The organism is Pseudomonas sp. PKS (assembly GCF_051913525.1).
GTDB classification, from domain to species: domain Bacteria; phylum Pseudomonadota; class Gammaproteobacteria; order Pseudomonadales; family Pseudomonadaceae; genus Aquipseudomonas; species Aquipseudomonas guariconensis_D.
Genome location: NZ_JBEGDO010000001.1, coordinates 84,634 through 97,690, shown reverse-complemented (window position 1 = coordinate 97,690; position 13,057 = coordinate 84,634). Strand labels below are relative to the sequence as shown.

The window sequence follows — 13,057 nt, the reverse complement described above, 5'->3', positions numbered from 1 at the left end:
CCACATTAGAAATATTTCCTTTAAAAACAGCTAGATAAGAAGCACTTGCAATGTAAAGCATCAAGATTTAACCAAGCGGAAATTCAGCGAAACGCTGGTGCCTTGGCCCTCCCGGCTGCTCAACCGAACCGAGCCTGCGAAACGCTCCATGATCCGCTTGACCAACACCAGGCCAACCCCCAAGCCGCCCTGCTTGGTAGTGAAGAACGGGCGAAAAGCCATGCGTTGCTGCTGATCGCTCATGCCCCGCCCGGTGTCCGACAGGCGCAATGTCAGGCTGCGTCGATCCCGACGTACCACTTCCACCCGCAACTGCCCACCCTGCTCCATGGACTCCAGCGCATTGGCGATCAAACTGTTGAAGATCTGCCCGAGCAACACCGGATGGCCCACCACCTGTACCGAGGGCAGCGGCTTGACGTCCAGGTTCACGCCGCTGCGCGCCAGCGGCACGGCAAACGCTTGCAGGCTCTCCTGCAGCACTTGGGACAGGTCCACCGGCACCGCGTCATCATTGAGCGGACGCAGTGACTGCAAGAGCTGGCGAACCCATTGGGACATGCGGTCCACCTGGCTGATGATGTCATTGATGTTTTTCTGCGCCGGCCCTTCATCGAATGCCTGGGCCAGCTCGGCACTGGAACGGATACTGGCCAAGGGGTTGCGCAGGCTGTGGGCGACCGCCGAGGACATCTCCCCCAGCGCCACATAGGTCTCGTTGCTGATCAGCCGCTTCTGTTGTACTGCCATCACCCGCGCCGCGCGTCGCATGATGCCGTACAGGCCGAAGTAGACCAGGCTCGCACCGATAGCGATGGCCAGCCAGATCAGTAGCAGGCCATGCTCGATGCGCACGATCAGGTCATGGGGCTCCTTGTAGATCTCCACCATGGCGGTGACCCGTTCGCCATCGGCGTCGAACAGGGGAATGTAGTTCTCGATAAAAAGCTGTCGGGGCGGGGTCACGAATTTCTGTTCGCTGCGCGCGTCCTCGAAGTCGTGATAGCTGGCCGACACCTGCATCTTGTATTCGAAGGCCTGCTCCAGATCCTCGTCGGACTCGATCGACTTCCCGGTCAGTGCCGGGTTGCTCGACCAGATCACCGTCCGGTCCGGCGCATAGATATTGGCCAGCAGTATGTCGGGCAGATGGGCGATATGGTCGAGGAACTCGCCTCGAGCCCGGCGCCGGGCATCGGGGTCAACGTCTGGCATGGCCTGGTCGGTGCGCGGATCGAGCAGCTCGCCCATGGTGCGCACATTGGGGATCGACACATGACGCACTTCGGCGTCGGCAATGGCCTGGATGAACTGCGCCGAGAGCAAGGCGTCGCGTTCGACGCTCTCGTTGATGATGAAGCGGCTGGAGATCAGCCCCAGCCCAACGGCGATCGAGACAATGATCGCCAAGCTTACCCAGGCATACCAGCGCAGCAGGTCGAACGGCTTGCGGGCCACGCTGCTATCGCCGCCAACGGGCACTTCGAGTGTGGCGGAACGCGGGGCGAGGTCCATGGTCGACTCCAACGGCTGGGCACCTTCAAAAGGTTATAGCCCAGAGTTGGGGAAGTGGGCACACCCTGCGCGACATTGATCTGCGACATCTCGGCGGCGACTACAACGGCGCATCGTCGGCCAGCCCCTGCAACTTGCGGTAGTCCCGCAGCACATTAGGTACGTAACGGCGCGTCTCGGCGAAGGGAGGGACCACGCCCCCGCGGCTGATCACCGCATCGGGCCCGGCGTTGTACGCTGCCACCGCCAAGGTGATGTCGTTGTCGAACAGCGTCAGCATGCGCTTGAGATAGCGCGCCCCCCCTTGCAGGTTGGACGCGGGGTCCAGCACGTCCTTGACCCCCATCTCCTTTGCCGTGTCAGGCATCAGTTGCATCAGGCCGGCCGCGCCCCGGGGCGAGCGCGCCTTGGGGTTGTAGCCGGACTCGGCTTTGATCAGCGCGTGCAGCAGCGCCTGGGGAACACCGTGGGCTTGGGCCGCCTTGGCCACCAGCTCGGCGTAGGGTCGGCCGGTGATCAACTGGGCATCTGTCGGCCCGGCATGGGCCACCGGCTCACTGATGACCCGTTCGTAATGCCGTCCTGGCCGGTGCACGTTGGACAGCACATAGCCGCCCTTGGCATCGATGGAGATGTACATGTCGGCCTCTGCGGCACCTGCCGCGAGCCAGATCAGTCCCAGGATGATTCCACGCATGTCGGCTGCCTCCCCGTCGTGGCCCCCGATGTGGGGGAAATGCCCCGGAAAACCCGAGGTCTTCAGCTACGACGCAAGCACTGTGCCGCTTGCAGCGCCCCATGGCGCAAGGCCCCGAGCCAGACGTGCACGGCTGTTGCATGGCAAGGCAAACCTGCCCGAACGCACTGGAGGATTTCACCATGCAACGCAGATCCATCACCCAGCGTGGCTTCACCCTGCTCGAACTGTTGGTGGTTCTGGTGGTGCTTGGCCTGTTGGCCGGCATCGTAGCGCCCAAGTACTTCAGCCAGCTCGGCCGCTCGGAGGCAAAAGTGGCGCGAGCGCAGATAGAGGGCCTGGGCAAGGCCCTTGACCTGTATCGCCTGGAGGTCGGTCATTACCCCAGCAGCGAGCAGGGCCTTCAAGCCTTGGTGGCGGCCCCCAGCGGTGAGCAGCGATGGTCCGGTCCGTACTTGCAAAAGGCCGTGCCACAGGACCCTTGGGGCCGCGCCTATATCTACCGCCAGCCCGGTGAGAATGGCGGCGAGTACGACCTGCTCTCGATGGGCAAGGACGGCCAGCCCGGCGGAGACGGGGAAAATGCCGAAATCACCAGCTGGCAATGAGGAGAACGGCCATGCGCTACAGCCTCAAGGCCCTGGGTCAGCAAGGCATCGTCCAGTTGCAGGTCGAGGCCGAGGATGTCGAGCACGCGCGGCGACAAGCCGAGAACCAGGGGCTGCGGGTCGTGAGCATTCGCGGCCAGGGCAGCGCCTTGCGCGTCCTGGCTTTGCGCCGCGCGCCGGTGTTCGACCTGGTGCTTTTCAGTCAGGAATTGGGCACGTTGCTCAGCGCGGGCCTACCCCTGATCGATGCCCTCGAGAGCCTGGCCGAAAAAGCGCCCAACGCCTCCTCGCGCAAGGTGCTGGAGGCGCTGGTGCGCCAACTCTACGAAGGCCGCTCGCTGTCCCAGGCCCTTGGCGAGCAGCCACGGGTGTTCCCGGCGCTTTACGTGGCCTTGGTGCAATCGAGCGAGCGTACCGGCGCCCTGGGGGATGCCTTGGGCCGTTATATCAGCTACCGACAACGCCTGGACGTGGTCCGACAGAAACTGGTCGGTGCCTCCGTCTACCCTCTGCTGCTGTTGCTGGTGGGGGGTGGCGTGGTGCTGTTCTTGTTGGGCTACGTGGTGCCGCGCTTCAGCCTGGTGTTCGAAGGCATGGGCAACGAGCTGCCGTGGCTTTCACAGGTATTGATGAAGATTGGCCTGTTCCTCCACGCGCAGCAGCTGCCCCTGGCATTGGCGGCACTGGGCAGCCTTTGCAGCTTGGCCTTGATGCGTCGCAACCCCGCCCTGCGCCGCTGGGCCAGTCGCCAGCTACGCCGCTGGCCCGCGCTGCATCAACGCCTGGTGATGTATGAGTTGGCGCGCTTTTACCGCTCGCTTGGCATCCTCTTGCAAGGCGGTATCCCCATCCTCACCGCGATGGGCATGGCCCGCGGCCTGCTGGGCAGCGCCTCGGCGCAAGGCCTGGAGCAGGCCAGCCGAAGGGTGGGGGAAGGTTTGCCGCTGTCCGATGCGCTGGAGTTGGGCCAGTTGGTGACACCGGTGTCCCTGCGCTTGCTGCGGGCCGGCGAGCAGTCGGGGAACCTGGGGGAAATGCTCGAGCGCTGTGCCGACTTTCACGACCAGGAAATCGGCCGTTGGGTGGAATGGTTCGTGCGCTTGTTCGAGCCGCTGCTGATGACCTTCATCGGCCTGTTGATCGGGCTGATCGTGATCCTCATGTACATGCCGATCTTCGAGCTGGCTTCGAGTATTCACTAGCGGTGGGGGCGCTGCGCGCACCTGGTCAGTAGTCGAACCGATCCACCGCCCGCCGCCGCTCGTTGTCGTCACGCCGGTCATAGTTGGCAGTGGTCTGGATGTTGGCATGGTGCGCGAGCTTCTGGGCGATGGACAGGTCATGCTCCTCGATCACCCGGGTGATGAACGCCCGGCGAAAATCATGGGGCATGATCTTGACCCCCACCTGAGCCCCACGCTGGCGGGCGATGTAGTAGATGGCGTGCTTGGTGATGCGCGCCCGTGTGATGTGGTTGCCACGGCGGATGCGGTTGAACAGGAATCCATCATCGGCCTCTCCTTCCGGCAAATGCTGGCGTCGAAGATCCAGCCAGGCCTGCAGTTTCTCGAAAGCCCAGACAGGGGCGTACTTGATCAACTGGCGATTGCCCTTGCCCACCACCTGCAAGCTACGGGCCTGGAAGTCCACTTGGTCCAGATCGATGTCCACCGACTCGGACTTGCGCATGCCGGTGCCGTACAGCAGTGCGATGATCGCCGCATCGCGCACGCCCTGAGGGCGCGGGTCGGCGGCGCAGACGTCCATCAACTCGCGAATCAGGCTGCGCCTTAAGTTGCGCCCTGCCGGCAACCTGCTGCCGCCTGCCGGCTTGACCTCGCGAATGTGCAACAACTTTTCATGGTCGATCAGCCCCTGGCGCCACGCCTCGTTCATCACCCCGCGTACGGCATTGACATACAGCGACGACGTGTTGGGGGCATAGCCATCGGTACGCAGCGCTGCCACCAAGGCAACCACATGGCCTGGCTCGAGCTTGTGCCAGGGCACGTCGGCGATGTCACAGTCGACAAACCCCAGGCGGTCGGCGGCGTCCTGGAGGATGTAGCGCATGGTCAGCTGGCTGGAAGGCGCCAGACGAGCCAGGTATTGCAACAGTGGGTTATGCAAGAAATCGGACAAAACATGAATCCTGAAGCGGGTCTTTCAGACTTGATGGCAAGTCATATCGACAACAAAACAAGGCGGTCATTGCGCCCCTAAACCGTGCCATCATCCTGATATATAAGGCGTTCGCCGCTGGCACGGGGGGGGGATGGTACCCCATTACCTCCGCCTGTTCGAACCCCGCAAGCCGCACTGTGCCGGCGCCTGGGTTGGATGGCAGGCCAGGCTGAACTAGAGTGTCAGCCATTGCTCCTATCACTGACGAAACCACATGGCTTTCCACCGCCTCACCCACACCCACCCTCGCCTTAGTATCGCCATCCTGGCAGGCCTGGCCGGCGCCTGGCTGATTCCCACCGACGATACCGTCCAACGCATCCTCGCCGGCTGGAACCTGGGCGTCTGGCTGTACCTGGTGCTGGTGTTCTGGCTGACCTGGCGCGCCAACGCCGACACCGTGCGCAAGGTAGCCCGCGTGGAGGACGAGAACGCAGGCCTGGTGCTGTTCGCCGTTTGTTTCGCGGCCATTGCCAGCCTCGCGGCAGTCACGTTGCAACTGGCCGCCAGCCGCGGCCTGCAGGGGAACGACCAGGCCCTGCATTACCTGTACACGGGTCTGACGGTGGCCGGCTCCTGGCTGCTGATCGGCTGCATCTTCAGCCTGCATTACGCCCGCCTGTTCTATACCAGTGATCCCCACGCGCTGCCGCTGCGCTTTCCCGACGGCGAGCGCGCACCGGACTACTGGGACTTTCTCTATTTCTCTTTCACCCTGAGCGTCGCCGTGCAGACCTCCGACATCAGCGTGGCCGGACGCGGCATGCGCCGAGTGGTGCTGGCCCATTCGCTGGTGTGCTTCATCTACAACACGGCAATCCTTGGCTTTACCATCAACATCGCCGCCGGCCTGTTGGGCTGATGCACTGCACCACTGGTCAGAAAAGCACCCTGCCCCGGCAGCCGCCCGGAACCATCCCGACCGGCCGCTATCGCCCAGGAAAAACGTTTGCCCTGGCCTTTGGCCGTGACTTGCCACCCGGACCATGGCTGTGATCCACATCAAGCAACCGCACATTTGTCATGCTTGGCGCGAGACACTCTCGTCACAGGTGCTATGGTTAGGTTCCTACCGGCCGAATGAGCGGCCGATCACCGCGTCCAGGATCAGGACAAGGAGGCTGGCATGAACAAGATGACGTTCCCCAACGCCTGCCAGGTGATGCGCTGGCATTTCCATCCATTGGGCTTCGAAGCCAGCATGGATGCGCCGCGCAGCATGGTCGCCCGGCTGTTCGACCGCGCCACCGGCGAAACATTGCTGGCGATCGCCGGCATCCCCTGCGCGGCCATCATGGCGGCCACGGATGTAGAGCGGATCATCGAGGCCGTGGAGGCCGAGATGGACGCGTTCGAACCCTCGTGTGCCCTGCGCGATGCGGTGTAGTCAGAGCGTCTCGGCCTGCTTCACCGCCTTGAGAGCCTCCATGAACTGATCGGCCGGCATGGGCTGGCCGAGCAGGTAGCCTTGCAGCGAATCACACCCCAGACGGGTCAAGAATTCCTGCTGGCGGCTGGTTTCCACCCCTTCTGCCACGATACGCAGCCCAAGGGCCTGGCCCAGGGCGACGATGGCCGAGACGATCGCCGCATCATCGCTGTCCTGCTCCAGGTCGCGGACAAAACCTCGGTCGATCTTCAGCTCGTTGGCCGGTAGGCGCTTCAAGTACATCAGGCTTGAATAACCGGTGCCGAAATCATCAATGGACAGGTCCACGCCCATATCGGAAAGCTTCTGCAGCACTGTCAGGCTCGCGTCGGCGTCGCGCATGGCCGTGGTCTCGGTGATCTCGAGCGTCAGGCGGTTGGCCGGCAGCCGGTTGCTCGCCAAAGCCCGGGCCACGCTGTCCACCAGGCCGGCATGACAGAACTGGATGGCCGACAGATTCACCGCGATACGCCAGCCGTCATGCCCCTGTTCAAGCCACTCGCGCATCTGCCGGCAGGCTTCGCCGAGCACCCATTCGCCGATAGGAATGATCAGGCCGGTCTTCTCGGCAAGGCCGATGAACCGGTCCGGCAACAGCAAACCGTGCTGCGGGTGCTCCCAACGCAGTAACGCCTCGGCACCGATCGGCTGGCGGGCGAGCGCATCGAACTTTGGCTGGTAATGCAGGCGGAACTGGCCATGCTCCAGCGCAGCACGCAGGTCCTGGAGCAGTTGCAGTTGCTGGCGTGCGTTGCTGTTCATCGACACGTCGAAGAAGCTGTAGCCGTTCTTGCCGGCACTTTTCGCGTGATACATGGCCGCGTCGGCGTTGCGCAGCAGTTCGTGCTGATCCAGCCCGTTGCCCGGATAGAGCACGATCCCCACGCTCGCCGAGAGCTGCAGGTCGTGATCGGCCACCCGGTAGGGCCGGGCCACCAGGTTGACCTGCTTGACAGCCACCTCCATGGCATCGGCCGGCTCCTGCAACTCCACCAGCAGGACGAACTCGTCACCCCCGATGCGCGCCAAGGTGTCTTGGCTGTGCAGGTGCCCCCGCAAACGGGCCGCCACCGCTTTGAGCAGCAGGTCGCCGACATGATGGCCGAAGGCATCGTTGACCGGCTTGAAACCATCCAGGTCGATGAACATCAGGGCAAAGCAGCCGCCCTGCTCCGCCACCTTGCTGATGGCCTGGTCGATGCGCTCGGCCAGCAGGGTGCGATTGGGCAGGCCTGTGAGGGTGTCATGCAAGGCCAGCTGGGTCAGTTCCTGATTGGCCAGGGTCAAGGAGCGTGCGAGGTCCGAGGTGCGCGCCTCCAGGCGCGCATCGAGTACCGACGTGACCAACGCCACGGCGAGGACCGCCAGGGAGGTGATCAACACGACCGAATCCAGGCCGTCGCCACGCAGGCCGTTGGCCAAAGCACCGCAGAAGCTGCCCTCCGGGAAGTTGGCCGCCGCCATGCCGGTGTAGTGCATGCCGACGATGGCTATCCCCATCACCACCGCCGCCGCCCCGCGGATATGACGCACATAGGGGGTGTGCCGACGCAGCCGGAACGCGATCCACAGGGCCGCCGCCGAAGCCCCTACCGCGATGGCCAGCGAGGCGCCGAACAGGGTCGGGTCATAATCGATGCCCGGCGTCATCTGCAGTGCAGCCATGCCGGTGTAGTGCATGCTGGCGATGCCACCGCCCATGATCAGCGCACCCAGCCCCAACTGCAGCATCGGCAGGCTCGGCTGGCTGACCAGCCACAGGGCGAAGCCCGACGACAAGACCGCGATCAGCAGCGACAGCGCGGTGAGCGTCCAGTCATACCCCAGCTCGATCGGCAGGCTGAAGGCAAGCATGCCGATGAAATGCATCGACCAGATACCGATGCCCAGGGCAAAGGCCCCGCCCCCCATCCACAGGTAAGCCGCACGCCCCTGGGCCGTGGCGATCCGGCCAGTGAGGTCCAGGGCGGTGTAGGAGGCAAGGATGGCGACGCACAGCGAGATCAACACCAGCGCGGAGGAGTAGCTACCGATCAGCATTTGGATTCCAGCAAAGGGGCTGAACAAGGGCCCGAAAAGTTGATTATTGTACTCAAGCGTTAGGGAAACGCACGGGCTTTTTGGGAATGGGAGCGGGCCCGCCAAGCCACCGCACAGACCCGCCCGGGGCCTGCGCGGCGGCTTCGATCATGCGGTATCGTTTTCGTCTTCCGAGACCGTGAACCAGGGGTAGTACTGCGTGCGTCGCTCGTAGCCCGCGGCAGTGATCACCCGGCAGACACGCCCTGTGGCATCGTACAGGTGAGTATCGGCGTAGAGCCCCTCGCCCGTGCGCGGGTCGCTCACCGGGCGCCAATCGTTCAGGTAGAACGGCAGCCAGGTTCGCACCGGTTGTCCCTTGTTGTCGTACTCGGTCTTTCCGCTCACGGCCCAACGTATGGCGGCATGGGCCGTGACAGCCTTGCCATGCTCATCCATCTCCAGCTCGCCCTTGGAGGTGCGGACCAGTGCATCTCCCGGCTCATGCAAGACCGCCGTTTGCAGTGCACGCCCGCCCCCGTCGCTGTAGGTCACGTTCAGGCGCACCTGCTGCTGCGGGTCACCGTCGTAGCGATCGGTCAACAGGCTGATGATGTGCGGCGGCTCGCGCCCTTCGTCCAGGTCGATCTCAAGCCCATGCGTCTGGGCAAAACGCCTGAGTGCCAGTTCGCCGACGCGCCCCGGTTGAAGCTTCCCTTGCTCGTCACGGCCCGGGAGCATCCAACTGTCGGTGACCAACAGGTGGGCCGTATGGACAGGCACTTCGCCGCCCTTGAGCGACAGCATGGCCTCCCTCGATGTCGGCACCTCGAATGCCCGCGTAGGGTGGTAGCCTGCCTTTTCGCCATTTTCCGTGCCGTGGAATCGGCTCTGGACCACCCGTCCCAACGCATCGAACACCACCGATTGCACATTCTCGTTCGGATCGATGACTGACATCGCCGCCATGAAACGCCAGTCATGGCTGAAGCGACTGCACAAACCGGCCGCGTCTGTCACCTGCTGCACGGCCAGTCCATGAGCCGTCCATTGCACAACCACCTCCCCCGTCACTTCACTGTCCTGCTCAGCGACCAGCCGGTAGAAACCTTCGGCGCCGCAATAGCGCGCCAGCCCATGGTGACCCACGTAGACGCACTTGCCGTCCTCCAGCAACTCACTGGCGTGATAACCGCCCTGATTCAACAGACGCTCCAGCTCCGCCTGGGGGATGTAGTCTTCGAAAGCGGCCAGCGATACCTGCTCCAACATGGCCGTTTCGGTGTACGCCACCAGCGCCTGACGCACCGGCACGTCGACCCGTTCACCCGAGGCGTCGCACCATTGCACACGTCGGTACTCACTCAACGTGGCATCGTCCAGGCGCGCAAGAGGCCCCCGCGCTGCCTGCAGACTTTCTACGGTGAAGCCCCCCTCGGGTACCTGTGCCGGCTCCAGTTGCAGCACGTCAGTACGCCCCCCTTCGCTCAGGCCGGTCAGATGAACGGGCCCCTCCCGCAGGTTGCACACTTGCTGACGCGATAACGTCAGCCATACCACGTCCTGTTGCGCATCGCGAGAAGCGGCCTCCAGCCCTTCGGGCAACGTGTCCGGGTAAGGCGATGGCGTGACCGCATCCGGTCGCGGGTAGCGGATGTCCACGCTTTGCAGGACGCTGCCATAAAGGTCCTGCTCCAAGATGACCACCTGCGAGACCACCGGGTCCTGAGCGATCCGCTCGGTAGCCAATGTCAAATGCTCCACCGGTGTTACCAGTGCCGCAGGCTTTTCGGGGTTGCCGGTCTCGTAGGCCCGTATCTGCCAGCGCGTGCGGGTGATGCTGTAGGGCACGGACGCCTGATCGCTGCCGTCCAGGCCATAGGTTTCCGTGCGCACGGGCATTCCCTTCAGTGCGCGCAACAGCCAACGCCGTACTTCGCCCTCCGGCGTGTAGGGCACCTCCTGGCGGTCGGCTTGCAGCCGGGTGATACGCAACGGGCTGACGGCAAAATCAGACTCTGCTGAGCCCGCCGCCGCAAATATGTCCTCCAAGGTCGCGTCATGAGCTTCGATTCCACTGAGGAACCAGGTGCGGACCTGTGCAGGTGGCGAACGCTCTGGCGCGGTGCCCTGGGCCTCGACCAGCGTGTCGGTCTGGATCAGGCGGGTAAACCCGCGAAACTCGCGCTCGATACCGTCCCAGATGCCGCGCAGGTAGGTCATGCCACTGACGGTGCGCAGCCCGCTGATGTCGTCGATCATGGTCACTCGGCTGAGCATGTGTACCGGAAACGGCAACAGGCTCACCGCCGACTTGCCTTGTGCGGTCAGGGCGGCTTTTTCATCCAGCCAGCCCTGGGCCGAGCTGCGGTAGTCGAACTGGGTACGGCTGCCGGTGTTGGTGCAGACCTGCGCCAGCAACCACGGGCGGCGGTCATTGAAGCGGTACGTCCAGGTCCGTGGCGCCATGTGCGGTACGGTCAGCACCAGCTCTGCCGTGCCCTGTCCGCGCAGGTCCGTCACCTGCAGCACGCACGTGTCATCCAACACCACCCCCTTCGGTGCCGGCACCGGCGCGGCCTCTACGAAGCGGTTGCCAGCCTGGCTGATGAACACCCGAACACGGTCGGCTTCGCGGTACAGGATGTCGGTGGTGCCGCTGCCATCGGTATCACCGAGAAACACCCGCGAAGCGCTGAAGCCCTCGACGGCGAAGCCGCCGATGTCGATCGGCTCACCGAAGCGGCCATGGCCGAGCGACGGCCAATAGGTGACGCCCTGCCCGGTGATTTCCATCAGATGCTGCTGGCCACTGCCGGCAGGATCAGCGAATGCCACCAGCCGATGCTCACCGCCTTCCAGGGGTAACGGCGTCGTCCCCAGGTAAGGCGTTTCGCTTGCCCGTTGCCAGCCTTCACCGGCAGCGTTGGCCCACAACCGGACGCTGCGCGGGCCGATCAACGCGACATCCAGCAAGCCGGCGCCCGTCAGATCGACGTGTTGGGCGCAGGGGTTCAACCATTCCGAGGGCAGCGCCTGGAGGGGAATGAACCGACTCCACTGGCCGTCCGGGCTAAGGGTGAAGCTGCCATGCATGCCCGGCTGGGCGATCAGCCACTCGGGCCGGCCATCACCGTTCAGGTCGGTCAAGACGCCTGCCGCCATGGTTGGAACCTGGGGTAGTACCTGTGGCCCGCCCCACGTCACGGCATCCGCTCCTTGCGTGGCATCGCGCTGCGGCGCGCGGTAGTGCCAGGCACCTTCGTGCTGGTAAAGCAGCCCTGGCACGCCTTCGCCATGCAGGTCGGCCATCTGCCAGCGAGGCGGGCTGAAGCCGTCCAGTTCAGGCAGCGCGTCCCAGGCCGGTGCCTTGCGCCCCGGCCGGCTCAGCTCAAACTCCGTCGGTGGCAAGGTCACCGGCGTACCGTCTGGTTCATAGGCCACCAGCTGGGCCGACATCAGCAGTGTCGCCACGGCCGAATGTTCGTGAACAAGGTGCAGGCGCGAGACCAGCACCGGGGTCGTATCCGCCTTTGCGGCCATCATTTCGGTACGGTGCCAGAGCAATACGTCCCGGCACAGACGCCGTACGCGCGTGTTGAAGCCCCAGCGCCAGAAGCTGTAGCGGTCCTGGCGAACCGGCCAGGGCGCGTTCGTCTCGAACGGCGGGGGGACATCCACGGGCGTATTGCGCTCGCCATAATCGAACAGCATCACGCTCATGAAGTCCTCGGCGTCGAAAGCGCCTTCAGGCACCAGCAACGCGTCCGACGGGGTCGCGTTCAGCGCATGCACGCCGACCAGATACAGGTTCGACACCTGCCGGTGGGCAGCCAGTTCCTGAGCGTCGCAGCCAGCGTCATCCTCGCAGCGATAGGTGTAGACCAGGTGCTCGCCCTTGGCGCTGACTGACTCTTCGGGGTACCAGCCGGCGACCCGCGAAGGGTTCTGTGGGTCGCTCAATCGGGCGCTGGCCGACCAGCCGAACAAGGTGATGCTACCGTCGGCATGGAAGTTGAGCCAAAAGCCCGGTGAATCAGGGCTCGCGTTGGAGCGCCAGTGCTCAAGACGCTCGCCGCGTCCGCCGCTGCGCGACACCCAAGGCGTGACCGTGTGCTCAGCGATGACAGTGGAGAATGGCAAGGTGGTCTCGGTACGCACACCGGCTTTGTCACGCAGGATTTCCTCGCCGTCTGGGCCGGCCAGGCGATCGTCATCGGTATACCGTGGGATGCCGAAACGGCTCATGCGCGACACCACAGGCAACGGGCAACTCCAGCCGGCTCCGAACGCATCGTTACCGCCACCGGAGCTGTAGTTCAGTGTCAACGACGGCGACAGCTCGCGCCCGGTGGGCAGGGGCAGCGGCAACGACCAGCCGGCCGCACCATCGGCGCTGCCGACGGACAGCATGCCGCCACCGATGGAGACGGTACCGCCGCCTTTGGGCAGCGACGGCGGAATAAACAAGGGGTCGCGGCGAGTGTCCACGGACGTAGAGGATGAATCAGGCATGTTGGGCTCCTGCGCGCCCTCCCGCATGTCGCGGGAACGGCGCAGACTACTGGATGGCATGGAAGGAGCGTGCCTGCATGCCCGCCCGCT

9 protein-coding genes are annotated in these 13,057 nt (G+C 64.2%); 4 read left to right on the top strand and 5 right to left on the bottom strand.

The genetic code is table 11. From position 1 onward, the window contains the following. Window positions 1-60: 60 nt before the first annotated feature. Both ABOA88_RS00475 and ABOA88_RS00470 read right to left on the bottom strand, forming a co-directional pair. A complete protein-coding gene (locus tag ABOA88_RS00475; protein ID WP_196168206.1) occupies window positions 61-1,515 on the bottom strand; it encodes an ATP-binding protein in 1,455 nt (484 codons plus the stop codon). Window positions 1,516-1,615: 100 nt separating this feature from the next. Then, window positions 1,616-2,212: a lytic transglycosylase domain-containing protein gene (locus tag ABOA88_RS00470; RefSeq protein WP_196168205.1), complete on the bottom strand. Its 597-nt coding sequence runs from the start codon at window positions 2,210-2,212 to the stop codon at window positions 1,616-1,618. Window positions 2,213-2,394: 182 nt separating this feature from the next. Here ABOA88_RS00470 and gspG point away from each other — a divergent pair, with 182 nt between their 5' ends. Then, window positions 2,395-2,820, top strand: a complete 426-nt coding sequence (gene gspG, locus ABOA88_RS00465; protein WP_043212360.1) for a type II secretion system major pseudopilin GspG — start codon at window positions 2,395-2,397, stop codon at window positions 2,818-2,820. 11 nt (window positions 2,821-2,831) lie between these two features. Then, on the top strand, window positions 2,832-4,022 hold the full coding sequence (locus tag ABOA88_RS00460) for a type II secretion system F family protein (RefSeq protein ID WP_367850728.1): 1,191 nt from the start codon (window positions 2,832-2,834) through the stop codon (window positions 4,020-4,022). Window positions 4,023-4,047: 25 nt separating this feature from the next. Here the strand turns inward: ABOA88_RS00460 and ABOA88_RS00455 are convergent, their stop codons facing one another. Then, window positions 4,048-4,962 (bottom strand): site-specific integrase, encoded by a 915-nt coding sequence (locus tag ABOA88_RS00455; protein WP_196168203.1) that lies wholly within the window; start codon window positions 4,960-4,962, stop codon window positions 4,048-4,050. A 256-nt stretch (window positions 4,963-5,218) separates the two neighbouring features. Between ABOA88_RS00455 and ABOA88_RS00450 the strand changes: the two genes are divergently transcribed. Then, window positions 5,219-5,866, top strand: a complete 648-nt coding sequence (locus ABOA88_RS00450; protein WP_196168202.1) for a DUF1345 domain-containing protein — start codon at window positions 5,219-5,221, stop codon at window positions 5,864-5,866. Between the two features lie 264 nt (window positions 5,867-6,130). Next, window positions 6,131-6,391 (top strand): DUF1652 domain-containing protein, encoded by a 261-nt coding sequence (locus ABOA88_RS00445; RefSeq protein WP_196168201.1) that lies wholly within the window; start codon window positions 6,131-6,133, stop codon window positions 6,389-6,391. Here ABOA88_RS00445 and ABOA88_RS00440 read toward each other — a convergent pair whose 3' ends face one another. After that, on the bottom strand, window positions 6,392-8,473 hold the full coding sequence (locus ABOA88_RS00440; RefSeq protein ID WP_367850727.1) for a putative bifunctional diguanylate cyclase/phosphodiesterase: 2,082 nt from the start codon (window positions 8,471-8,473) through the stop codon (window positions 6,392-6,394). Window positions 8,474-8,620: 147 nt separating this feature from the next. Beyond that, the gene (locus tag ABOA88_RS00435; RefSeq protein WP_367850726.1) at window positions 8,621-12,967 is read right to left on the bottom strand and encodes a SpvB/TcaC N-terminal domain-containing protein; all 4,347 of its coding nucleotides are present in this window, start codon (window positions 12,965-12,967) and stop codon (window positions 8,621-8,623) included. Window positions 12,968-13,057 lie beyond the last annotated feature (90 nt).